Genomic DNA, 24436 nt, shown 5'->3' on the forward strand with positions numbered 1-24436 from the left:
TCCTGTTTTTTAACAAAGGTATTAAATACAGCTTTTTAAAGCAGGAAAAGTACTAAAAAAGTTACTTTTTCTTATACAAAGGCACCGCTGAGCAGGCCTCACCATACATAATACTTCTGGCAAAAGGCTGGAGTTTTTGCGCTGCCAACAGATAGGCTCCCGTTGGCACGGGCTTTCGGGAACATCCTTTGATTATGACCGGTTTTCCTTCGTATTTAGTGTAATCCAATGTGGGCAGAATTTCTTCATACAGAGAATTTTCCAAATCTTCCAGCCTGCCATTAGCTACTTTTTTCGCAAAAGGAGTCAGGTAGACGGTTACAAGAATAAAAGCCCATCCCGGAATAATAGCATCCGTACTGCAATAAACAGCAACATACTTATCCGCATATTGTGACCAGTCGTATTGTTTCAACTGTTCACGAAAATCTTTTTCACGCAAGAGAAAACCTTCCAAAAGCCACTGTGAAATATCCAACTCCACACGCTCTCCTTTTGGATAATAATCTTCCAGATCAAATACTTCTAATGCGCTGTTTGCTACTTTATTTACAATTTCTTCCATAAGTCAATAGTGGATAATGGATAGTTTTTAGTGGATAGTGGATAATTTTTAGTGGATAGTGCATTTATATAATGACAAGCCCAACTATAAACTATCCACTATCCACTCTCAACTACTCTACAGCATTCCTAGTTCTAATTTAGCTTCTTCGCTCATCAAATCTTTACTCCAGGGCGGATCAAACGTGATTTCGACTTCGGTTGCTTTTACGTTATCAATCTTGTTGATTTTTTCTTCTACTTCTTTCGGAAGACTTTCAGCCACAGGGCAGTTTGGAGAAGTCAGGGTCATTAATATTTTAACTTCATAATCCGTATTGACCATTACATCATAAATAAGACCAAGCTCATAAATGTCAACCGGTATTTCCGGATCGTAAATGGTCTTTAATATTTTGACGATATCCTCGCCAAGTTGATTTGTGTCTATTTCCTGTTCCATGTCTAAAATAATTTTTCGTGAACAAATCTGCCGAAGATTTGCAGTAATAAGAAGCCAGTAACGGCTTGCAGTTCAATTATGGACCCGGCTGTCCTTATTATATTTAAGAAACTGACTGAAAAGCCAGCGCATACATTTTAATCTGCTTGATCATTGACACCAATCCGTTGGCCCGTGTTGGCGACAAATGCTCTTTTAGTCCTATTTCGTCAATAAACTTAGTATCGGCATCCAGAATATCGGAAGCTTTCTGGCCTGAAAAAGTACGAATTAGTATGGCAATAATTCCTTTGGTCAGAATAGCATCGCTGTCTGCCGTAAAAACAATTTGACCATCGCGTTGTTCTGCATGCAACCAGACTTTTGACTGGCAACCTTTGATGATATTATCGTCGGTTCTGTACTGCTCATCAATCAATGGCAGCGTTTTGCCCATATCGATTACATATTGGTATCTTTCATCCCAATTCTCCTCATCAAACATAGAGAATTCGTCCTTAATTTCTTCTTGTATTTCTTGAATTGTCATTGTCTTATTCTTTGTTCAGGTCTGAAGCCGAAATGATTTTTTCAACCAGTTTTTTTATTTCTTTGGGTGGATTTCCGTGATCAAACGAAGCGCTCCTGTAAGTGTCCTGCTTATAAATTACGGTTAATCCTGCAATCATAGCCCCGTCATAAAATCGCTTTTCTGAAGGCGCTTTCAGGTTTTGAATATTCGTCCTGTCCACTTTAGCAAGCAGGTCCAGCATGCTGTTCCAATCACTTCGTGAAAGTTTTTTTTCAACAGCTTCCCCGTTTCTGCTTTTTATGGTAAAGATAGTATCCTGCCTGGCTATTATTTTACGATAGTTGCCACGGGTTGTAGCCTCATATTCAAAAGAAATGTTTTCACTCTCTTTTCGCAGTTCTGAACTGTTACAGCCTTTTGCCAGAACCAATACCATTACAAATGCAGATAAGATTTTCATACGCTATTATTTTTTTAAGACAACATGGTTTTGGCCTTTTTGACAGCCTCAACCAAAGCATCGATTTCTTCCTTGGTGTTGTAAAATGCAAAAGAAGCCCTTACGGTTCCCGGAATATTGAAAAAGCTCATGATAGGCTGAGCGCAGTGATGTCCAGTCCTAACTGCGATCCCCAGTTTGTCGACAATAGCTCCGATATCATATGGATGGATATCTTCAATGTTAAATGAAATTACAGAAGTCTTGTTTTTGGAAGTCCCGTAAATTTTCAATCCTTCTATTTCGAGCAAACGTTGAGTACCGTATTCCAAAAGTTCGTGTTCATATGCCGCTATGTTATCAAATCCTATAGAATTCAGATAATCAATTGCTGTTCCCAGAACAATTCCGCCCTCAATATTAGGCGTTCCGGCTTCAAACTTATGTGGCAACTCTGCATAAGTCGTTTTTTCAAATGTTACTTCCTTAATCATTTCGCCACCTCCCTGATAAGGAGGCAGTTTGTTAAGCCAGGCTTCTTTTCCGTATAAAATACCGCTGCCTGTTGGCCCACAAATTTTATGTCCGGAAAAAACATAAAAATCACAATCCAGCTCCTGCACATCCGGCTTGATATGGGGTGCCGCCTGGGCTCCATCAATCAATACAGCAGCTCCTGCTTTATGCGCTTTTTCGATGATTTCTTTTATCGGATTAATGGTTCCCAAAGCATTTGAAATATGGTTAACCGCCACAATCTTTGTCTTTTCCGAAAGCAATTTCTCAAATTCTTCCAAAACCAATTCTCCCTGATTGTTCATAGGAATCACCGTCAGCTTTGCTCCGGTACGTTCGCACAGCATCTGCCATGGCACTATATTCGAATGATGTTCAAGGTTAGATACCATCACCTCATCACCTGCTTTCAAAATAGCAGCAAATCCATTAGAAACCAAATTAATACCGTGCGTAGTTCCGGAAGTAAAAATCACTTCATGGTTGTGCCTGGCATTAATATGGCGCTGTATTTTGCTACGGGAAATCTCATAAGCGTCGGTTGCCAACTGGCTTAGCTTATGCACCCCGCGATGAATATTGGCATTGATTTCTTCATAATAAGCAGTAATGGCCTCAATAACCACTTTGGGTTTTTGCGATGTCGCCGCATTATCAAAATAAACCAACGGCTTGCCGTTCACTTTCTGGGAAAGTATCGGAAATTCGGCTCGAATGGATTGTATATCTAACATTTTATATCTGGAAATAGATGCAAATTTACGGTATGTTTATTTAATACGGTAAGAATTAAGATAGAATTAAAATTTCGTCACAGATTCATATAAAAACTATTGCCAATAAGCCGTAAAACAGGAACATAAGTCCATTTTCTGCCTGATAAATTCCCCTGAGGGACTCACAAAATATAGCTTTACAGTAATTTAAGGAAACTTTTAAGATTTTTTACTTTCAAGGCTTCAAAAATAGTTATAGTTTTGCCGTTAATTTAGATTTATTTAAAATAACAAACTCAACTACAATGAAAAAAATAAGTGTCCTTGTCCTTGCAATTGTTTCATTAGCAGTCGCTTCATGTAAAAAAGAAGAAGAAACTAAGAAAGAAGAAACTCCGGTTGAAAAAACCGAAGCCCTAAAAATTGTCTCATTAAACGGAGCCGTAACTGAAATTATTGCTGCTTTGGGTCATGAGAAAGAAATAGTGGGTGTTGATGTAACCTCAACTTATCCTGAAACAGTTAAAACAACTGCCAAAGACCTGGGCCACGTTCGCTCCATTACGATTGAATCAATTGTTGCTTTGAAACCAACAGTAATCATAGGAACTGATAAAGACATGAGTCCTGAACTGGCAGATAAAATCAAAGCTGCTGGAATCGAAGCTCATATCCTGACACAGGATTTTTCTCCGGAAGGAACAAAAAAATTAATCGCGGATGTTGCCGGGATTATCAAAAACACAGACTTTAAAGCCCTGACAGACAAAGTAGATGCTGATTTGGCAAAAATACAACCTATCGCTAAAGCTCCAAAAGTATTGTTTATCTACGCCAGAGGTGCCGGAACTTTAATGGTTGCCGGGAAAAACACTCCTGTTGAGAAGACAATTGCTCTGGCTGGCGGACAAAATGCAGTTACTGAATTTGATGACTTCAAACCTTTAACTCCGGAATCTTTAATCAAAGGAAATCCGGATGTAATCTTATTGTTTACGACAGGTTTACAAAGCCTTGGTGGTGTTGACGGATTGCTTAAAATTCAAGGTGTTGAAAAAACAAATGCCGGGAAAAACAAAAAGATTATTGCTTTAGATGGCGCCCTGATTTCCGGTTTCGGACCTCGTGTTGGCGAAGGAGCCGCAGCATTGAATGCGGAATTGATTAAAGCAACAAAATAAACTAAAAGCCTTTAAACCTGTCGCAAAAACGGACAGGAAATAAAATGCCGCCAATCCCATAGGGGAAGAATTAATTATAATGCAAAATAAATTACCGTTATATATAGTTTTAAGTCTGCTGTTGTTATTGATTTTGGCAACGGCAGCCTTATATATGGGAGTTTACGAATTTGAAAAGCATTCGTTCTTTGAGATTTTTAAGGCCCTTATCAACAATGACAATTCCATTCCGGAAAGTGACAAATTTGTCCTGATGGATTTGAGATTGCCGCGAATAGTAATGGCAATTCTGATTGGAAGTGCATTGTCAGTTTCAGGAACCTGCCTTCAGGGAATGTTCAAAAACCCTTTGGCATCACCGGACCTTATTGGAATTACATCCGGTGCGATACTTTTCGGTGCGATTTCAATTGTTCTTGGAAGCCATATCAAACCTTATATTCCTGAAGTATTTCACTTCTCGATGTTAAGTATAGCCGCATTTTTAGGCGCCTTGTTGACCATGACCATCGTTTACAGGATTTCAACCTCCAATGGAAAAACCAATGTAGTTGTTATGCTTCTTTCAGGAGTAGCAATAACCGCAATGGCATTTGCCACCACAGGTTTCCTGATTTATCTTTCGAAAGAAGAAGAACTCAGGGACCTGACATTCTGGAATTTGGGAAGTCTGGGCGGTGCTACCTGGACCAAAAATGCCATCCTGGCGGTCGTAATTATTATCGCTTTTTCTCTCCTGATTACCAAAGGAAAAGCGCTAAACGCTATGATGCTTGGCGAAAGAGACGCACAACATTTGGGAATTCCGGTTGAAAAAATCAAAAAGAGAATCATTATCCTGACTGCTTTGCTGGTTGGGACCTGTGTTGCCTTTTCAGGAAACATCGGCTTTGTAGGCCTGATTGTTCCTTATATTTTGAGATTAATTTTTAAGTCGAATTATCATATCATCCTGCCAATGTCGGCCATTTTTGGAAGTATTTTATTACTTACAGCAGACACGATAAGCAGAACCATTGCCGCACCTTCAGAAATCCCAATTGGAATACTGACCGCGTTTATGGGAGCACCAATCTTTATCGCTATTTTAATTCGCAGTAAAAAATCGATGTAATATGTTAGAAGCCTGTAAGATATCATATGCACATAAAAAGTTTTCCATCCTGGAAAACATCGACGTTTCTGTAAATTATGGCGAATTGCTTGTCATAGTAGGACCAAATGGTGCCGGAAAATCAACACTCCTGAGCATGTTGGCTAATGAAATGAAACATGGCGATGAGCCTATCATGTTCAAGAAAAAAACCTTTGAGGAATGGGACCAAAAAGAACTTCCGCTGCATAAGGCAAAATTTTCACAGCAGAACAGCAATGACATTCCTTTAACCGTAACCGATGTAGTGATGATGGGGCGCTATCCGTATTTCAACTCCGTACCTCACCAAACCGATTTGGATGCCGTAACGAAATCAATGGAAGAAACCGACGTTCTCTCAATGAAAGACAGAGATTACAATACACTTTCCGGAGGTGAAAGACAGCGCGTTCACCTGGCCAGAGTACTTGCCCAACTGGAAAATAATATTGCCCATAAGCTCGTGTTTCTGGATGAGCCTCTCAATAATCTTGATGTGCTACACCAACACAGAATATTACATACAATCAAAAACTTTACAGAACTGGGCAATACGGCCGTAGTCGTATTACACGATTTGAACCTGGCAGCACAATTTGCAGATCAGGTACTTCTTTTGAAAAAAGGAAAAATCGTAAGCCATGACAAACCTGAAAAAGTCTTTACAAAAGAAATCATAAGCAAGGTGTATAATTTTCCTTGCACGATTTGCCTTAATCCGGTAAATCAAAACCCTTTAATAATTTTTGGAACATAATAGTTACACAGATGGATACATTAACAAACAACCTGAAGTCACAATGGGATAAGCTGAAAGCTGAAAACCCAAATTTAAGAATCCGCAATGCTGCTGAAAAACTAGGCGTAAGCGAGGCAGAATTGCTGGCTACACAAGTAGGAGAAACCGTAACAAGGCTTCGTCCGGAATTTGCTGCAATACTGACTGACGTTGAAAAACTAGGAAAAGTAATGGCTTTGACACGCAACGAAGAGTGCGTTCACGAAAGAAAAGGAATTTATCTTAACCCTGATTTCAGCTCTCCGCATGCAGGACTGTTTGTAGGTGAAGATATCGATTTGCGTATCTTTTTAGGACATTGGGCTAAAGCTTTTGCTGTGGAAGAGAAATCAGAACACGGAGACAGAAAAAGCCTTCAGTTCTTTGGAAAGGATGGCCTGGCTATACACAAAATTTATCTGACAAAAGACAGCAACGAAGCTGCTTTTGATGAATTAGTTGCTAAATACAAGTCTGACGACCAGGCAGCGGAAGAATCTGCAATTGAAGTGCCTCTAAACATTGATGAAAAAGCAGATGCTGATATTGATGTTGCCGGTTTCCAAACGGCTTGGGAAAACCTGAAAGACACACACGAGTTCTTTGGTATGCTTCGCAAATTTGGAGTGACAAGAACGCAGGCATTGCGTTTGGCTCCAAACGAAAACTTCGCTAAAAAAGTAGAAAAAGGTGTAATCGTAAAAATGCTTGAAGGCGCTGCTGAAAGCAAACTGCCAATCATGGTGTTTACAGGAAACAGAGGAAACATTCAAATCCACACTGGTTTGGTAAGAAAAACAATGTGGCATGGTGACTGGTTCAACGTAATGGACCCAGATTTCAATTTGCACCTGGATATGTCTAAAATTGCCCAGACATGGATTGTAAGAAAACCAACAGAAGATGGTGAAGTTACCGCTATTGAAGTATTCAACGAAATGGGTGATATCATCGTTCAGTTTTTCGGAAAAAGAAAACCGGGTATTCCTGAATTAAAAGAATGGAAAGATCTGGTAGCTGCTTTGTAGGTTACTTAGTTTAATATATTTTATCCGGCCTGCCATCTGAAACAGATGGCAGGTTTTTTTATGGACAAAAACCCTGTTTTTGTTTGTTTTAATGAACGAAAACCTCCCAAATAAGCGTTTGCTCATTTATTAGGCTTAAAACAGCTTAAAAACAAAAAAACCGAGCCATTGGCTCGGTTTAAAATATACTTAAATTTACTAGTATTTTTCCTGTATTGATTTCTTCCTGACGATTGTTTCCATAAAAAAACCGGACATTGTCCGGTTTTGTATTAATTATTGTAGCAATTTATATTCAAAAGTTGGGAAACCTCTAACTCCTGCATCGTTTGTCATTGCCAGGAATTTAATTTTATAGTAGTTACCAGCAACATCTTTTATTACATAAAAACGATCTGTTCTGATGCTTGGTAATGAAGAAGGACCTCCACCGCTTCTCCAGTTTGAACCAATAATTCTTTGATCTGTTGCTGAAACTGTAAAGTTAGTTTCTACTACATTAGCCAAAGTGAAGTTTTCATAAGTTACTCCATCAGCATTTAAAACCTGGTATGCTTTTGTTCCACCTTTCATGTTAGTAACAATAAAGTCTGAATATCCGTATGTTACTTCACCACCACCCATATTCAGGTAGTTAGTAAAAGTTGTAAAGTTCAAATCCCATTTTGTTTTAACAGGCTCAACAGCTACAGTATTTCCTGATGTTAAGCTGAAAAATGTGAAGTTGTAATCTGCATTCTTAGTAATAGTTTTTTCCTGGAAAGTTTGAGAAGCTAAGTCAGCATACTGAATTTTATATCCGTTACCGTTTCTTAAAATTCTAACTTTTTTCCATCCTCTTGCATCACCATCTGTACTTACTGAACCAACGCTTGGTACTACTGTTGAAACAGCGAAGCCAAGATTTACAAGATATACTTTGTTTTGGGAATCAGTTGCAGAAACCTCTGCAATCGCAGTACCAATTCCTGAACCGTTTCCGGCCAAAACTCCGGTCGGATTATCAACATAACCGTTAGACGCCAATGTCGTTCCACCACCAACTGCAACGTCTGTATCAGCTGTTTGTGGCAATGTAATATCTGTTGTTTCTAATTTTTTTACAGCCATTTTTAGAGATCCGTTGATGGCTACTCTAAAATCAGAACCTGAAGAAAAACCCAGATCCCAAGAAGCTCTGTTTACTGATTCTGAAGAGCCTGTACTCAAATCTACAAATACTTGATTTGGTTGGTTAGGACCACCTACCGTTGGCTGTAGAACATCTCCAACTGATGGAACTTCCGTTTTAGGAGAATCATCATCGCTTGAACATGAAGCCATGACTAAAGCTGCAATTGAAAGAAATAAAAATGTTTTTTTCATTGTATTATGATTTATAATTAAAAATTAAGATTATACGTTAGTTTAGCAAAATAAGATCTTCCATAAGCCAACATTACACTTGATGTTACCGCGTGTCCTGCACCTTCGTTGGTTCTGCTTTGGTTAACATTGGTTACATCCAGTATGTTTCTGGCACCAATTGTCAAATCAAATTTATTTTTGAAAAAGGATTTTCTTATAGAAGCATCCAACCAGTTGCTTGCCTCAATATCAGAAATTACATATTGAGAGGTGCTCTCAACAAACTGTTGTGTTTTTCCGTTATATTTATAATAGGCAGAAAACGTTGTTGCCCATTTTGGAACGGTATAGGAGGCACTAGCATTTAGGTTAAAAGAATAGAGATATTTATCATCAGAGGTAAAAATCTGGTTTTTGATTACCTGTGAAATTCCAACAATTGAAGCCCCAAAATTCAAAACTAAATTTTCACCTTTCAACTGATGGTTTGTAGAAGCATTCCACATCTTGTACTTGCTGATATTGATATATTCATATTCAGGAATGCCGCTTCCTTCATTGAATCTCACAAAAGCCATATCTATTCTGTCATCAACATCTAAAAAACTTGCCGTTAACATATTGGAAAGTCGGAAATTTGAATCCAGATAAGATATTTTCTTAAAACTTACTTCATATGATGTACTTGTTTCCGGCTTAAGATTTTCATTTCCGGTAAAATGGTGTCCGTCAAAAATTTGTTTAGAATATAACTCTTCAAAAGTTGGAGTTCTGAACGATTTTCCAAGCGAACCGCGAACTTCTATTCCTTTATCAAATAGATATCGTAATCCCAAAGAAGAAGCATATTGGTTTTCAAATCGGGATTGTGAAGAAAATCGTAATCCCGGACGGACTGAAAACCTATCAGTGGCCTTAATTTCTGAGGACACGAAAAAGTCATAATTTTCAAGTCTCTTTCTGACAGGAGAAACATTATTGTTTTCTTCTTGCACGAGTGAAAAGCCCTGATTGTTTACCAATTCATAACCTATTTGCAAGTCGACTTTGTCATTGGTAAAAAAATTGCTCAAAGTTCCGGTCGAATAGAGCACTTCCATTGACTGATCCTTTACTTCTACATTATTTAACTCATTTTTTGAAACAATGAGTGTTCTAAAATCCTCAACGTTTCTTGCTTGTTTTTGATGAGAAACGGAAACATTATAGTGCAACTTCGAAAACAATTTCCCAACACCATTTAAATGATGGTAATATCTATCTGTAAAATAACGCTTATCATCGGAGTAACGATATGAACCGAGTTGCGTATTAAAACCAGATTGGACTACACTATTAAAAAACTCTACCTTTTCATCTAAGTATTCAAACTTGTAAAAAATTCTGAAATCATCTTTTGAATAGCTTATCAATGCGTTGGAATTTATCTGTTCTTTAGGCAACCAATTATATCCTCTTAGTCCGTCGTTTTCAACATGGTTAGGCCCTTCCTTTTCTCCTAAATATCCCTGAAAATCATTTCTGTTTCCTCCTAAAGAAACAAACCAGTTTTCAGAAAGCTTGTGAGAAACTTTTAAGGATTGGATATGTCTTCCCTTATCAAATAATGCAAACTCATTATTTACCGTTTCTTCTTGTGCAGTGGCAAAAATTGACCACTTATGAGTAGAATTCTTTTTTGTTATAATATTCAAAATTCCGCTTACTGCATTGGCTCCGTGAGTAACTCCCATCGAACCTTCAATAATTTCTATCTGTTCAATATCGTTAAGATTTATTTGAGACAAGTCAATATTATTCCCTAAACCGGCCTCATTCACCAATGGAACGTTGTCTACCAGAATTTTGAAATATTGTGCATCTAAACCAAAAAGAGAAACTGTTGAGCGCCCGTCACTTCCGCTAGGTCTTACTGTGATATTCAGATATTGGTTGAGAACATCACCTAAATTATTGGCAGCCAGATTTTGAATATCCTGACTTGTAATTACTTTGACATTAAAAACCGACTTGTTTATGGATTGCGGCTCAAATTGACCGGTAACAACTACTTCTTCAAGTTGACTGGTGCTTGTGGTATCTTGAAACTTTTCTTGTGAAAAAGCACTAAAAGAAAGAAAAAGAGATAAGGAAATATAAGCCTTAGTATAAATCTGCATTACAATTCATCTTTAGATTAATTCTAAATTGCAAATCTAGGGAGGCTTTCCGGTTTATGCAAATTATTTTTACTAATTCTAAATAAAAATATCGCGCTGTTCATTTCAGAGCATTCTGATAATGATTTTCTTCTTAAATTTACCAAAATCAAGAACTTTCATGAAGAAAAAACTTAAAATAGCAGGCATTCTTTTAGCGATAATGATTGTGTATTTGGGATTCACGAATTATCCAAAGCTGGACCTGATATCGGGATTTTCAGCAAAAAGCATTGCTTCCGGTTACTTTATTGGCCATCGAACCCAGCAAATGATTGAATCGGGAGACAATGATATCAAACTCATCAACCTGGCAAGCAACACGATTAACGAAAAAGAACACTATGCCACAACTTCAGTTTATGGTTTAAAAGAGCGTAAGGCAATTTATCGGGAAGGTCTTGGTGTTACATTAATTAATAATGATTTTGACCTTTCAAAGCCTTACCTGGTTCCAAAAAGGATTAAGTTGAATAGTAATCTTCCCTATCCTTTTGGAAATAACGAACCGAAAGACACTATTTTCGCTACTATTGATTATTCTAAATTAGAAAAAGCTGTAGAAGGTGCTTTTGATAAAAAAGGCGAAAAAAACAAAAGAACCCGCTCACTCCTTATTTTATATAAAGACAAACTTATTGCAGAAAAATATGATTCCGGTTTTGATAAGAATTCTATGATTTTGGGCTGGTCGATGACCAAGAGCCTGACAGCCACTTACTTCGGAATTTTGCAAAAACAGGGAAAAATAGATATCAATAGTCCGGCGCCAATTGCAGAATGGAAAAACGACAAACGTTCTAAAATTACCATAAACGACCTGCTTCATATGAATTCAGGTTTGGAATGGGAAGAGAAATATGACAAGATTTGTGATGCAACCCTTATGTTGTTTGAGGCCGAAGACATGTCAAAAGTACAAAGAGAAAAGCCTTTGGTGGGTCAACCAAATGAAAGCTGGAATTATTCTTCCGGAACGACAAATTTATTATCCGGAATCCTCAGAAATCAGTTCAAAACACAACAAGAATACCTGGATTTCTGGTATTCTTCATTAATCGATAAGATTGGTATGGATTCTATGTTGGTAGAAACCGATATGACTGGAAATTATGTCGGTTCTTCCTATGCCTGGGCAACCACCAGAGATTGGGGTAAATTTGGTCTGTTATATCTTCACAAAGGCAATTGGAATGGTGAACAGCTATTTGATGAAAGCTGGGCTAAATATGTTGCAACCCCAACCAATACTTCTAATGGGCGTTATGGCGGACATTTTTGGCTCAATGCCGGCGGCAAATATCCCGACGCTCCCAAAGACCTGTATTATGCCAGTGGTTTTCAGGGACAGAAAATCTTTATCATTCCGTCAAAAGATCTGGTTATCGTACGTTTTGGCCTGACAGAAGATGAAGTTTTTGATTTTAATAAATTGCTGAAGGATATTCTGGGCAGCATCAGCAAATAAATATTTGCCTTAAATTTTTCCTTAAAAATTATATCTTCGTAAAAACATAACAGATGAAAAAACTTGTTCTAGCATTAGCATTCGTTTCAGCGTTGTTCACTTCTTCATGTAGCAGTGATGACAGCAACAGTAGTCCGTCTTTAGGCGAAACAACGGGAAATTACTGGCCTATGGAAGTAAACAATACATGGACTTTTAGTTCCAATAGCGGAAGTTCAGAACTCAGGATGATTGGAGTCACTACAATTAACGGTACACCCTATTATGAGCTGTCTGATGATGCCGACAATGTTTTTGGTGTCCAGAACTGGGTAGCCAAAAAAGGGGCAACTTATTTCCAGAAAATTGCGGATACCAATATTAATCAGGATGGGGTGAGCATCAATATGCAGGGATACGAAATCCCGATTTTTAAAGACCATCTGGAAGCGAATTCTTCCTGGAATGGAACCGTAACCTCTAGGGTTAACTATTCTGTTAACGGGCAAAATTCTTCAACCACTGCCACTATCAAATACACCAGTACTATAACTGAGAAAAACTCAACTGTTGTGTTAAACGGTGCTACTTATCCGAATGTTATCAAAGTAAAAACCAAAGTAGAAATCAAGATTTTAAACCAAACCACCCCTATTGATTTAGAATACTGGCTTGCTAAAGATGTCGGGCCAATCCGTGAATACACTTCTTCCAATGGATCAATACAAGAAAGAACATTGACAAATTTCATGCTATACTAAACAAAAAAAGGCTTCAAAATAATTTGAAGCCTTTTTTGTTTTTAGATATGTTCAGATTTACAAATCAAATCCCATATTAACACCCAATTTCGTAGCAATAATCTTAGTGACTCTGGCTTTCATTGCCGGAATCTTGATACTTTCGATTACTTCATTCGAAAAGGCATACATCAATAACGCTTTTGCCTCTTTTTGAGGAATTCCTCTCGATTGCATATAAAACATTGCCTTTTCATCAAGCTGGCCAATCGTACAGCCGTGGGAGCATTTTACATCATCTGCAAAAATTTCCAATTGTGGCTTTGCATTGATAGAAGCCTTATCGCTTAAAAGTATATTGTTATTTTGCTGAAAAGCATCTGTTTTCTGGGCTTCCTTCTCCACATAAATCTTTCCGTTGAATACTCCGGTAGCCTTATCGTCAAAAATTCCTTTGTAATTCTGGTGGCTTTCACAATTTGGAGCGGCGTGATGCACCAAAGTATAATGGTCAACGTGCTGTTTTCCTTCAATAATGGTAATTCCTTTAAGCGTGGAATCAATATGCTCGCCCTGGTGGAAGAAATTCAGGTTGTTCCTTGTCAGGTTACCTCCAAAAGAAAAAGTATGCACAGAGGCGTTACTTTGCGTTTTCTGCGCAATATAGGTATTGTCAATCAACGATGCCTCAAGATTGTCGTTTTGAATCTTATAATAATCCACAATCGCTCTTTTCTGGGCAAAGATTTCAGTAACAGAATTAGTCAGTACCGGATTTTCATTCAAACTCTGATGTCTCTCAATAATCTGCACATGTGCATTTTCACCAACAATAATAAGATTTCTGGGCTGAACAAGCAATGCAGCTTCCGTGCCGGTAGAAAAATTGATAATCTCAATAGGCTTTTCTACTACCTTACTTCGTGGAATATTGATGTAGGCTCCTTCATAGGCAAACGCAGTATTTAATGAAGTTAAGCTTTCATCCTTGCTGGCAATCTTGTTGAAGTATTCATCAATTACCATCTTGTATTTTGGCTTGGTCAATGCCGATGACATCAGGCAGACATCCAAACCATCATGTGTTGTAGAAGAAAGAAATGAGCTGAAAACACCATCTACAAAAACAACTTTGTAAGTATCGATTTCATGAAGGAAAAATTTCTTTACTTCCGAAAATTCTACCGCATTTTCCTTTTTTGGAAAAACGCTGAAATCATTTTTCAAAATCGAACTCAGCGAAGTATATTTCCAGGCTTCCTCTTTTTTGGTTGGAAAGCCCTTGTTTTCAAAATTTTTAAACGCTTCCGTACGAACATCATGTAGAGCAGAATCAACATCTACACGTTCTTCAAAAGCCATAAAAGATGATATTAGTTTTTCTTTTAATTCCATTGTTTTAGTCTTAAAGTTGAAAGACTTAAAGTCCAAAGACTCTCGCTGTCAACTATTTTTTGTCTCTTAAATCTAAAATCAGCACTCTTTTTCAACTTGCGACTTTATGACTTTCGACTTAAATATTTAATAAACCCACTTATGAGTTTTGATATTTCAATTATTTCAAAAAGTAAATCGTCAAAATCTTTTTCTCCTATATAATTTAAGTCAGATGCTAAATATAATTGGGAACGAACTTCACCCGCCGATGCTTTTGCAACGTAGAGAAAATATATAAATTCCTTATCTGTATTGCGTTCAAAACCTTCTGCAATATTTGATGAAATCGAAATTGAGGCTCTCCGTATTTGCCTGACAAAATCAATGTCTTTTTTAAAAAATTCACCTTCAGTAATGAGGTAAATTTTTTTATTGAAAATTCTAGACTTTTGCCAAGAATTAATCTCTTCAAAGGAATTAAATTTTCCCATTTTTATGGGTTTTTATGGCGTATATTATTTTTTTAAGCCCTTTCAGACTTTCCGACTTGCGGCTTTATATCTTTCGACTTTCTGACTTTCTGACTTTCTGACTTTCGACAAATTAATTCTCCGCCTTAATCCAGTCGTAACCTTTTTCTTCCAGTTCGTAAGCCAATTCTTTTCCTCCGGATTTTACAATCTTTCCATTGTACAAAACATGTACAAAATCCGGAACGATATAATCCAGGAGTCTTTGGTAGTGTGTGATGACAATAATTGCATTGTTCTCACTTTTCAGCTTATTAACGCCGTTTGCAACAATTCTTAAAGCATCGATATCCAAACCGGAATCCGTTTCGTCAAGAATAGCCAGTTTCGGCTCTAGCATTGCCATTTGGAATATTTCATTTCTTTTTTTCTCACCACCGGAAAATCCTTCGTTAAGTGAACGCGACAAAAACTTTCTGTCAATTTCCAAAAGTTCTGATTTTTCACGAATCAGTTTCAGCATTTCATTAGCAGGCATTTCCTCCTGCCCTTTTGCTTTTCGGGATTCATTAATGGCTGTTTTCATGAAGTTCGTTACAGAAACTCCCGGAATTTCTACCGGATATTGAAAAGAAAGGAATACCCCTTTATGCGCCCTTTCTTCCGGTGCCAAATCAGACAAATCTTCTCCGTCCAATTCTACTGAGCCTTCAGTAACTTCATAATTTTCGTTTCCTGCAATTACGGCAGAAAGCGTACTTTTTCCAGAACCGTTAGGTCCCATAATCGCATGAACTTCGCCGGCTTTCACTTCAAGATTAATACCTTTCAGGATGTCTTTGTCCTCAATTCCAGCGTGTAAATTTTTTATACTTAACATTGTTGTTTTTGTGTTTTATAGAGTCTTGAAAGATTATCCAACCGAACCTTCAAGTGATATTTCTAATAATTTTTGTGCCTCAACCGCAAATTCCATCGGAAGCTTATTCAATACTTCTTTACTGAAACCATTTACAATCAAAGCAATCGCTTTTTCTGTAGGGATTCCTCTCTGGTTGCAATAGAAAACCTGATCTTCGCCAATTTTACTGGTCGTTGCCTCATGCTCTATTTTAGCCGACGGATTTTTAGATTCGATATAAGGAAAAGTATGTGCTCCACAGTTATTTCCCATCAATAGCGAATCGCATTGTGAAAAGTTTCTGGCATTATCTGCCCTTGAACTGATTTGAACCAATCCGCGGTAGCTGTTTTGAGATTTTCCGGCAGAAATTCCTTTGGAAATAATCGTTGATTTGGTGTTCTTTCCTAAATGAATCATTTTGGTCCCGGTATCAGCCTGCTGGAAATTATTGGTTACGGCAATAGAATAGAATTCTCCAACCGAATTGTCACCTTTCAGCACACATGAAGGATATTTCCAGGTTACGGCAGAACCCGTTTCAACCTGTGTCCAGGAAATTTTTGCATTTTTCTCGCACAAACCTCTTTTGGTCACGAAGTTGTATACTCCACCTTTACCTTCTTTATTACCTGGAAACCAGTTTTGGACAGTAGAATATTTGATTTCGGCATCATCCAAAGCAATCAGTTCCACAACCGCAGCATGCAATTGGTTTTCATCACGTGATGGAGCTGTACATCCCTCTAAATACGAAACATAACTTCCCTCATCGGCAATAACCAAAGTTCTTTCGAATTGCCCGGTTCCGGCCTGATTGATACGGAAATAAGTTGAAAGTTCCATCGGACAGCGAACACCTTTTGGAATATAACAGAACGACCCGTCTGAAAAAACAGCCGAATTCAGTGCCGCATAGAAATTATCCTTTTGCGGAACTACAGAACCGATATATTTTTGAACTAATTCAGGATGTTCCTTAATCGCTTCAGAAATAGAACAGAAAATAATTCCCTTCTCTGCCAGCGTTTTCTTGAATGTCGTAGCCACAGAAACGGAGTCCATGACAATATCCACAGCAACCCCGGCAAGTACTTTTTGCTCGTCGATAGAAATTCCGAGTTTTTTGAATGTTTCCAAAAGTTCCGGGTCTACCTCATCAAGGCTTTCGTATTTTGCTTTTTTTAAGGGTGCTGAATAATAGGAGATTTCCTGAAATTTAGGCTTTTCATAATGAACATTTGCCCATTCAGGTTCAACCATCTGCTCCCAGGCTCTGAATGCTTCTACTCTCCAATTGGTCATCCATTCCGGCTCTTCTTTTTTCTTCGAAATAGCACGGACAATGTCTTCATTTAAGCCAACAGGAAAAGTATCGGATTCTATATCAGTATAAAAACCGTATTCGTATTCTTTATTTTCAAGCTCGATTTTTAAATCGTCTTCTGTGTATTTGCTCATATTTTTTTAAATTCAACCCTTTCAGGGTTTGAAACCCAGAAAGGGTTAGTTTTAATTTTTATAGAGAAAAACTCTCTCCGCAACCGCAAGTTCGGGTAGCGTTTGGGTTATTGAAAACAAATCCTTTTCCGTTCAGTCCTCCTGAAAACTCAAGAGTGGTTCCTGCCAGGTATAAAAATGATTTTTTTTCAACGGCAATTCTTACATTATTATCTTCAAAAACCTTGTCGTTTTCTCCCAGTTCTTTATCAAACTTCAGCTCATATGACAAGCCGGAACATCCACCGCTTTTTACGCCCACACGAACGTAATCTTTGGTAGCATCAAAGCCGTCATCATTCATCATATCGATGATTCTTTTACTTGCTGTATCAGATACCTTTATCATAGTGATTTAAATTTAGTCTAATTAATTTGCAAAGATACGTCATATTTAGCTTTTTCCATAATCAGTAACATTTTTCTAACTATGTTTCTATAGAAAAAGTTTATTTCCGCCCATTAAAGCCAATCGATTTTAGTAATTTGCGAACAAAAAGCAGTTTTAACCCTTTATATCCTCATAAAATGAAATTATATCCAATTGAAGCAGGAAATTTTAAATTAGACGGCGGGGCCATGTTTGGCGTAGTTCCAAAAACGATATGGAATAAAACCAATCCGGCCGATGAAAATAACCTGATTGACATTGCCGCAAGATGCCTTTTAATTGAAGATGGAAATCGCCTGATTTTGATTGATACCGGAATGGGCGACAAACAATCAGAAAAATTCTTCGGATATTATTCACTGTGGGGCAACCATTCTATCGACAAATCATTGTCTCATTATGGTTTTCATCGTGATGATATTACCGATGTTTTTATGACACACCTTCATTTTGACCATTGTGGCGGAAGCGTACAGTGGAATAAGGATAAAACCGGCTATGAAGTCGCTTTTAAAAATGCAAGGTTCTGGACAAATGACAACCATTGGGAATGGGCCACAAAACCAAATCCAAGAGAAAAGGCTTCTTTTCTTACTGAAAATATTATCCCGATGCAGGAAAGCGGACAATTGGAATTTATCAAAAGACCGGATGGCGATTTACTGAAAAAATCAGAACTCGGATTTGATATTTTTTTTGCCGACGGACATACTGAAAAAATGATGATTCCAAAAATTCAATATCAGGGCAAAACCATCTGTTTTATGGCAGATTTATTACCAACTGCAGGACACCTTCCTTTGCCTTATGTCATGGGATACGACACCCGTCCGCTCCTGACACTACCTGAAAAAGCAAAGTTCCTGACCGAAGCAGCCGAAAACAACTACTATCTGTTTTTAGAGCACGATGCTCACAACCAAATCATAACCGTTGAAAATACAGAAAAAGGTGTCCGCTTGAAGGACGTTTTCACTTGTGAAGAAATCCTGTAACAATTATCTTTCAAACTATCTTATAAAATTGTGACTTAGCGTCTTTGCGAGGAATTATTTTTACAAAGGCGCTAAATAGCAAAAACCACAAAACTTCTTGCAATCATCAGCTCAAACAATAGATGAATTAATTTTGAATCCTCCTAAAAGCCAATTCATTGAACTTAAATCATCAACCTTTCTAAAATAAAGTTAATTATTTATAAGTTTGTGGTAAAGTCAGTGTACTTTTGGCAAACTAATTGAAATCAAATTTTTTTTGAAAATGAAAATACTAAAACTGTCCTCCCTTTCACTGCTTTCAGTGTTGGTTTTATCAGGATGTGGTGCTTCCAAAAGCATGACACCAATTACAAGTATCGAAAACCTTCCTTTAAAAACTTCAAAAATTAAAGAAAATGATTTGAAAAGATGGAGCCATCTTGACATCATAAAAGATACGATTCCAGGAATGAGCGTTGATAAAGCATATGCGGAATTGATTAAAAACAAAAAAGGCACGAAAGTAATAGTGGGCGTGGTAGATTCTGGTGTTGACATTGAACATCCGGATTTAAAATCAGTTATTTGGACGAATCCGAAAGAAATCCCAGGAAACGGAATTGATGATGACAAAAACGGTTATATCGATGACATTCACGGATGGAATTTCCTTGGCGATGTGACCAACGAAACTTTGGAAATGACAAGAATTGTCCGTAAAGGTGATGATGGTTCTGAAAATTTCAAGAAAGCAAAAGCAGCTTACGAAAAAGAATATCAGGAAGCTTTGGCATCAAAGCAACAATTTGATTTCATCAATAATGCCGATAAAACAATACAAAAAGAATTAAAAAAGGAAAACTATACATTAGAAGACCTTAAAGCGTTAGAATCAAAAGACCCGACTGTTAGTCAATACAAGAGAGTAATGCTTTCTGTTATTGCTCAGGCTGGACCAGAATTCAAGTCAGAATTGAAAGAATATCAGGAACACATTTACAATCAGCTGAATTACAACCTGAATCTTGAACACGACGGAAGAAAAATTTTAGGCGACAATATTGATGACCTAAACGATTCTAAACACGGAAACAACAATGTAACAGGGCCTAAAAAAGAAGGCGCTTCACACGGAACACACGTTTCAGGAATCATTGCTCAGGTAAGAAACAATGGACTTGGCGGAGATGGAATTGCTAACAATGTTGCTATTATGGCGGTCAGAGCCGTTCCGGATGGTGATGAATACGACAAAGATATTGCTTTGGGAATTCGTTATGCTGTTGACAATGGTGCTAAAGTCATCAACGGAAGTTTTGGAAAAGGATTCTCTCCGCATAAAGAATGGGTTTATGACGCCATCAAATATGCCGCAAGCAAAGACGTATTGATTGTTTTGGCAGCCGGAAATGAAGGTGCCGATCTTGATGTAGAAGAGCGTTTTCCAAATGACCGTATTGCATCTGGCGAAATTGCAGATAATGTAATAAAAGTAGGTGCCTTAGACACTACCTATGGAACAAACCTGGTAGCAGACTTCTCCAACTATGGCAGCAAAGACGTAGACGTTTTTGCCCCTGGGGTTAAAATTTATGCAACCTATCCAAATAACGAATACAAATACGAACAGGGAACTTCAATGGCGGCTCCAAATGTTGCCGGAGTTGCGGCTTTAATTCGTTCGTATTATCCGTCACTGACTGCTTCGCAGGTGAAGCACATCTTAATGGATTCCGGAATTCCAACCAATATAGACGTGGTTCTGAATGGCGAAAAAGCAAACAAACGTTCGTTCTCAAAAATATCAACATCCGGAAAAATGGTTAATGCCTATAACGCTCTGATTATGGCAGAAAAAATGGCTAAAACGAAAAAATAAAATCTAGGAAACTTTCAAAATGGAAGGGAAATCCCTTCCATTTTTATTTTGCATGCTTATGAAACAACTATTTCTACTTTCAGTATTTACAGTTTTCTGCGGTAGTGCGGTAGCACAAAACGGTTACTGGCAACAGCACGTCGATTACAAAATGGACGTGAACATGGATGTAAAAACATACCAATACAAAGGAAAACAAGAACTGGTCTATACCAACAATTCACCAGACACGCTCAAAAGAGTCTTTTTCCACCTTTACAACAACGCCTTCCAACCCGGAAGCGAAATGGATATCCGACTACAGACTATTGTAGACCCGGACAAAAGAATGGTCAAGACCACAAAATCTGGTGGTGTTGAAAAAACAGAAAGTAGAATCAGCCTCTTAAAACCTAATCAGATTGGCTACCTGAATGTAACCAATTTTATGCAGGACGGAGTTCCGGCTACCACCACGGTTGTTGGTACTATCCTGGAAGTAGACCTGGCAAAACCAATTGCGCCAAAAGGCAAAACCAAATTCACCTTGGATTTTGACGGACAGGTTCCGGAACAAATTCGCCGTTCTGGTCGAAACAGTTCAGAAGGTGTAGCGCTTTCTATGACGCAATGGTATCCTAAAATGGCGGAATATGATTTTGAAGGCTGGCATGCCGACCCATATATTGGAAGAGAATTTCACGGTGTATGGGGGAATTTTGATGTCAAAATTACCATCGACAAAAAATACATTTTAGGAGGCTCCGGATATCTTCAGAATAAAAATGAAATTGGATACGGATACCAGGATCAAGGTGTTGAAGTAAAAATACCTCGAAAAGTTAAAACCCTGACCTGGCATTTTAATGCGCCAATGGTTCATGATTTCAGTTGGGCGGCAGATAAGGATTATATCCATGATGTTTATCCTGGTCCAAATAATGTGGAATTGCATTTCTTATACAAAGACAAAGCAAAACTTAAAGAAAACTGGAAAAAAATGCAGCCAAAAACGGCAGAGTTAATGGATTTCTTTAATAAAAATGTCGGTCCATATCCATACAAACAATATTCCGTTATTCAGGGCGGCGACGGCGGAATGGAATATGCTATGTGTACGTTAATTACAGGCGAAAGGTCCTACGGTAGCCTTGTAGGCGTTACTGCTCACGAGATGGCCCACTCCTGGTTCCAGCACGTTTTGGCAACAAACGAGTCCAAACACGGATGGATGGATGAAGGTTTTACGTCTTACATTTCTGATTTGGCTATGGCTAAAGTATTGCCAAGTAAAGATGAAAAAAATCCATTCGATTCAGCCTATTCCAACTATTTCTATATGGTTAAAACCGGAAGAGAGCAACCACAGACCACTCATGGAGACCGGTTTGAAGAAAATATGGTGTATGGAATATCTTCTTATAGCAAAGGAGAATTATTCCTGACGCAGCTTGGATATATTATCGGGCAGGAAAACCTGGCAAAAACGCTTAAAAAATTCTATGAAGACTTCAAATTCAAACACCCAACGCCAAATGATTTCAAAAGAACCGCAGAAAAAATTTCAGGAATGAACCTGGATTGGTACCTGGTAGACTGGACGCAAACGACAAACACCATCGACTACGGAATTAAGGAAGTAAGAGATGCTGGCGGAAAAACAGAAGTCGTATTGCAAAGAATTGGAAGAATGCCAATGCCTTTGGATATTATGGTGACTTATGTAGATGGAAGCAAAGAATCGTTCTATGCTCCGTTACAAATGATGAGAGGCATCAAAGAAAACCCATATCCGGGTGTAAAAAGAACATTCTTAAAAGGATGGGATTGGGCATATCCTTCATTGAAATTCACTATTGACAAAGGAATGGGAATGATTAGCAAGATTGAAATCGACCCTGAAAACCTGATGGCCGATGTAAAAAAAGACAATAACACATATCCGGCACCTATTCCGGACAACAGCAAAATCTTGAAAAACTAATTAAAAAAGGCGGACAAAATTGTCCGCCTTTTTTAATTCATTGCATTAATTCGAATACTGGCTTTTACAAGTGCCAGCGCTTTTATTTTTGAAAGCTCTACATCTTTATCCTGATGGTGTTTGTTTTGGCTTACGAGCCTCACACAGCCCGGATTTTCGGATTTCTGTATATATTTCACAGTCACATACTCTTCGCCGCTCATATCGATTCCCAGGAGGTACATTTCGCCCCAGAAAATCTCATTGGCTACGTCATGTATTTCCTTATACAGTACTATATCGCCACTTTTCAAAAGCGGATACATACTATCTCCCGTTACATATACCGCACCATCGCATTTTGGCAAATGCGGAATCGAAATATGATCGATGGGATCCTGCGATTTACTATCCTGAAAAAGAGGTACCAACCCCGCTACAGCTTCAATATCATACAGCGGTATCTGTTGATTTTCAACAAAACTATCCGTCTTTAGCCTGTACATTTCAATCTGCTTGTTGTTCAGGATTTCTTCGTTATCTACAAAAATATTTCCTTGCCCTGTGAGAAGCCATGTTGGATTTAAATCCGTGTAAACAGAAATAATTTTTTCCAATACCTGCGACCCGATACTTTTTCCTTCTTTAACAGCTTTAGAAATACTTCCTCTGCTGGCGCCGATGCTATTTTCAAAAGCATAATAGCTTATGCCTTTTTTAGCCATATATTCTCCTACTCTTTCTGAAACCATACGATTATAATATTATTTTATTGAGCAAAATTACGAAAAAAATCTTTTTGAGCTGATTCTTGTGGATTATTTTCCTGTATTTCTAGATATTATAGTCACGAATATGTCAAAAAGCACAAAAATAATATGAAATGCCTAAAAAATTATTTACTTAATTCACTGTCTTACACAAACAACATAGTATACTATAACCTAATCAAAATCTTTTTTTATTTAAATTGCAAGGTCATAAAAATCAAACTATGAAAAGAACAATAACAGTCTTGTTTATCTTCTTCTTATTTTCCTCAAATAGCGTACAAGCACAATCAGAAGAAAAAAATTATATTAAAAACATTGAAAAGCTTTTTAATAATAAGAACTTTAAAGATTATAAAAATTTCTACAGTCATACTTCTTATCAAGAGATGGCTCAGGAAACAGAAGGATATGGCACTTATATGCCTGACGAAGAAGAATTTAATGAGTTTTTACAAAGCAATTTTGAAAAACTAATTTCACAATTAAAATCATTTCATATCAATAAACTCAACTATATCAACCATACGAATAAAGAGTTAGAAGTTTTTCATAATGAAGATGGGAGAAGTAGGAAAGCAATAAGGCTTAGCATATACTGGCAAGATATTGTTTCTAAAAAATTTTACAAATCGGAAAGTAACTATGTAATTCTAGAAACCAAGCCTGAATACTTCACATTTGATGATCTTTACGAATTAACAGCCGTAGATCTTAAAAAAGAGTCAAAAAGAATTAATACCGAAGTATACAAAAACATCTCTCCATTCATCGCGAAAGATTCTGAAGCGCTTATTCTTGAAGAAGATTCAATAGATGATGATTTCTATATATACACTATCAATGGAAAATCGGAAATAAATAACACCTTCCTGTTTAGGTATAAAGATGAAATATATAAGATCTTTGAAATAAAAAAAGATAAAGAGATTTTCTTGAAAGAAATGTAAGTAAAAAGAAGCGAGAACAATATTAAAACGTCATGAGAAATCAAGACGTTTTTTTTTTATTACATAAAGTCTATAACTGTTTTACCACTTTCAGTTACAATTAGGAATCTTTCTCATTCTTTCATTACGTTTTTTTAAAACCAAAACATTTTTAACCTAATTTAGAGGAAGAAAAGAACATGTTAATGTAGAAAATATTCTTATTTTAATTTTATTATTTGATTTTTTTCGTATATT

General features: G+C 37.4%; 23 protein-coding genes. 10 read left to right on the forward strand and 13 right to left on the reverse strand.

Translation table 11 applies throughout. The features are described 5' to 3' along the window. Positions 1–61: 61 nt before the first annotated feature. The 5 genes from BGO88_RS07055 to BGO88_RS07075 all read right to left on the reverse strand — a co-directional run bounded on the left by BGO88_RS07055 (position 62) and on the right by BGO88_RS07075 (position 3206). Complete coding sequence (locus BGO88_RS07055) at positions 62–565, reverse strand: DUF2480 family protein (RefSeq protein ID WP_286706423.1); 504 nt, start codon at positions 563–565, stop codon at positions 62–64. Between the two features lie 117 nt (positions 566–682). After that, the gene (locus BGO88_RS07060) at positions 683–1006 is read right to left on the reverse strand and encodes an SUF system Fe-S cluster assembly protein (RefSeq protein WP_056066957.1); all 324 of its coding nucleotides are present in this window, start codon (positions 1004–1006) and stop codon (positions 683–685) included. Positions 1007–1109: 103 nt separating this feature from the next. Next, positions 1110–1535: a SufE family protein gene (locus BGO88_RS07065; RefSeq protein ID WP_273237581.1), complete on the reverse strand. Its 426-nt coding sequence runs from the start codon at positions 1533–1535 to the stop codon at positions 1110–1112. Between the two features lie 4 nt (positions 1536–1539). Further along, on the reverse strand, positions 1540–1977 hold the full coding sequence (locus BGO88_RS07070) for a hypothetical protein (protein ID WP_273237583.1): 438 nt from the start codon (positions 1975–1977) through the stop codon (positions 1540–1542). A 14-nt stretch (positions 1978–1991) separates the two neighbouring features. Beyond that, positions 1992–3206 carry an aminotransferase class V-fold PLP-dependent enzyme gene (locus BGO88_RS07075; protein ID WP_286706424.1) on the reverse strand — a complete coding sequence of 405 codons (1215 nt, stop codon included), beginning with the start codon at positions 3204–3206 and terminating at the stop codon, positions 1992–1994. Positions 3207–3493: 287 nt separating this feature from the next. On the opposite strand from BGO88_RS07075, the gene BGO88_RS07080 reads away from it, so the two are divergent. The 4 genes from BGO88_RS07080 to BGO88_RS07095 all read left to right on the forward strand — a co-directional run bounded on the left by BGO88_RS07080 (position 3494) and on the right by BGO88_RS07095 (position 7310). Beyond that, on the forward strand, positions 3494–4369 hold the full coding sequence (locus tag BGO88_RS07080; RefSeq protein WP_286706425.1) for a heme/hemin ABC transporter substrate-binding protein: 876 nt from the start codon (positions 3494–3496) through the stop codon (positions 4367–4369). A gap of 79 nt (positions 4370–4448) precedes the next feature. After that, the gene (locus BGO88_RS07085; RefSeq protein WP_056066971.1) at positions 4449–5483 is read left to right on the forward strand and encodes a FecCD family ABC transporter permease; all 1035 of its coding nucleotides are present in this window, start codon (positions 4449–4451) and stop codon (positions 5481–5483) included. Position 5484: 1 nt separating this feature from the next. Next, the gene (locus tag BGO88_RS07090; protein ID WP_056066975.1) at positions 5485–6261 is read left to right on the forward strand and encodes a heme ABC transporter ATP-binding protein; all 777 of its coding nucleotides are present in this window, start codon (positions 5485–5487) and stop codon (positions 6259–6261) included. Positions 6262–6272: 11 nt separating this feature from the next. After that, the gene (locus tag BGO88_RS07095) at positions 6273–7310 is read left to right on the forward strand and encodes a hemin-degrading factor (RefSeq protein WP_286706426.1); all 1038 of its coding nucleotides are present in this window, start codon (positions 6273–6275) and stop codon (positions 7308–7310) included. A gap of 276 nt (positions 7311–7586) precedes the next feature. Here BGO88_RS07095 and BGO88_RS07100 read toward each other — a convergent pair whose 3' ends face one another. Beyond that, on the reverse strand, positions 7587–8675 hold the full coding sequence (locus BGO88_RS07100; RefSeq protein ID WP_286706427.1) for an HmuY family protein: 1089 nt from the start codon (positions 8673–8675) through the stop codon (positions 7587–7589). Between the two features lie 17 nt (positions 8676–8692). Then, positions 8693–10816, reverse strand: a complete 2124-nt coding sequence (locus BGO88_RS07105; RefSeq protein WP_286706428.1) for a TonB-dependent receptor plug domain-containing protein — start codon at positions 10814–10816, stop codon at positions 8693–8695. A 160-nt stretch (positions 10817–10976) separates the two neighbouring features. Between BGO88_RS07105 and BGO88_RS07110 the strand changes: the two genes are divergently transcribed. Both BGO88_RS07110 and BGO88_RS07115 read left to right on the forward strand, forming a co-directional pair. Then, a complete protein-coding gene (locus tag BGO88_RS07110) occupies positions 10977–12323 on the forward strand; it encodes a serine hydrolase domain-containing protein (RefSeq protein WP_286706429.1) in 1347 nt (448 codons plus the stop codon). A gap of 53 nt (positions 12324–12376) precedes the next feature. Continuing rightward, the gene (locus tag BGO88_RS07115) at positions 12377–13063 is read left to right on the forward strand and encodes a hypothetical protein (protein ID WP_286706430.1); all 687 of its coding nucleotides are present in this window, start codon (positions 12377–12379) and stop codon (positions 13061–13063) included. Positions 13064–13120: 57 nt separating this feature from the next. On the opposite strand, the gene sufD is transcribed toward BGO88_RS07115, so the two are convergent. The 5 genes from sufD to BGO88_RS07140 all read right to left on the reverse strand — a co-directional run bounded on the left by sufD (position 13121) and on the right by BGO88_RS07140 (position 17639). After that, positions 13121–14437 (reverse strand): Fe-S cluster assembly protein SufD, encoded by a 1317-nt coding sequence (sufD, locus tag BGO88_RS07120; RefSeq protein WP_056066997.1) that lies wholly within the window; start codon positions 14435–14437, stop codon positions 13121–13123. Positions 14438–14541: 104 nt separating this feature from the next. Next, on the reverse strand, positions 14542–14910 hold the full coding sequence (locus BGO88_RS07125; RefSeq protein ID WP_056067002.1) for a four helix bundle protein: 369 nt from the start codon (positions 14908–14910) through the stop codon (positions 14542–14544). A 112-nt stretch (positions 14911–15022) separates the two neighbouring features. Beyond that, positions 15023–15769: a Fe-S cluster assembly ATPase SufC gene (gene sufC / locus BGO88_RS07130; protein WP_056067005.1), complete on the reverse strand. Its 747-nt coding sequence runs from the start codon at positions 15767–15769 to the stop codon at positions 15023–15025. Between the two features lie 33 nt (positions 15770–15802). Then, the gene (gene sufB / locus BGO88_RS07135; protein ID WP_056067009.1) at positions 15803–17251 is read right to left on the reverse strand and encodes a Fe-S cluster assembly protein SufB; all 1449 of its coding nucleotides are present in this window, start codon (positions 17249–17251) and stop codon (positions 15803–15805) included. A gap of 58 nt (positions 17252–17309) precedes the next feature. Beyond that, a complete protein-coding gene (locus tag BGO88_RS07140) occupies positions 17310–17639 on the reverse strand; it encodes a HesB/IscA family protein (RefSeq protein ID WP_056067012.1) in 330 nt (109 codons plus the stop codon). A 179-nt stretch (positions 17640–17818) separates the two neighbouring features. On the opposite strand from BGO88_RS07140, the gene BGO88_RS07145 reads away from it, so the two are divergent. The 3 genes from BGO88_RS07145 to BGO88_RS07155 all read left to right on the forward strand — a co-directional run bounded on the left by BGO88_RS07145 (position 17819) and on the right by BGO88_RS07155 (position 22500). Continuing rightward, positions 17819–18676: an MBL fold metallo-hydrolase gene (locus BGO88_RS07145; protein ID WP_286706431.1), complete on the forward strand. Its 858-nt coding sequence runs from the start codon at positions 17819–17821 to the stop codon at positions 18674–18676. 265 nt (positions 18677–18941) lie between these two features. After that, the gene (locus BGO88_RS07150; protein WP_056067018.1) at positions 18942–20537 is read left to right on the forward strand and encodes a S8 family peptidase; all 1596 of its coding nucleotides are present in this window, start codon (positions 18942–18944) and stop codon (positions 20535–20537) included. 58 nt (positions 20538–20595) lie between these two features. Next, positions 20596–22500: a M1 family metallopeptidase gene (locus BGO88_RS07155; protein ID WP_286706432.1), complete on the forward strand. Its 1905-nt coding sequence runs from the start codon at positions 20596–20598 to the stop codon at positions 22498–22500. A gap of 32 nt (positions 22501–22532) precedes the next feature. Here the strand turns inward: BGO88_RS07155 and BGO88_RS07160 are convergent, their stop codons facing one another. Continuing rightward, positions 22533–23231: a S24 family peptidase gene (locus BGO88_RS07160; protein ID WP_056067023.1), complete on the reverse strand. Its 699-nt coding sequence runs from the start codon at positions 23229–23231 to the stop codon at positions 22533–22535. Positions 23232–23473: 242 nt separating this feature from the next. Between BGO88_RS07160 and BGO88_RS07165 the strand changes: the two genes are divergently transcribed. After that, positions 23474–24199, forward strand: a complete 726-nt coding sequence (locus BGO88_RS07165; RefSeq protein ID WP_286706433.1) for a hypothetical protein — start codon at positions 23474–23476, stop codon at positions 24197–24199. Positions 24200–24436 lie beyond the last annotated feature (237 nt).

Source organism: Flavobacterium sp. 38-13 (assembly GCF_001899155.1).
GTDB classification, from domain to species: Bacteria; Bacteroidota; Bacteroidia; order Flavobacteriales; family Flavobacteriaceae; genus Flavobacterium; species Flavobacterium lindanitolerans.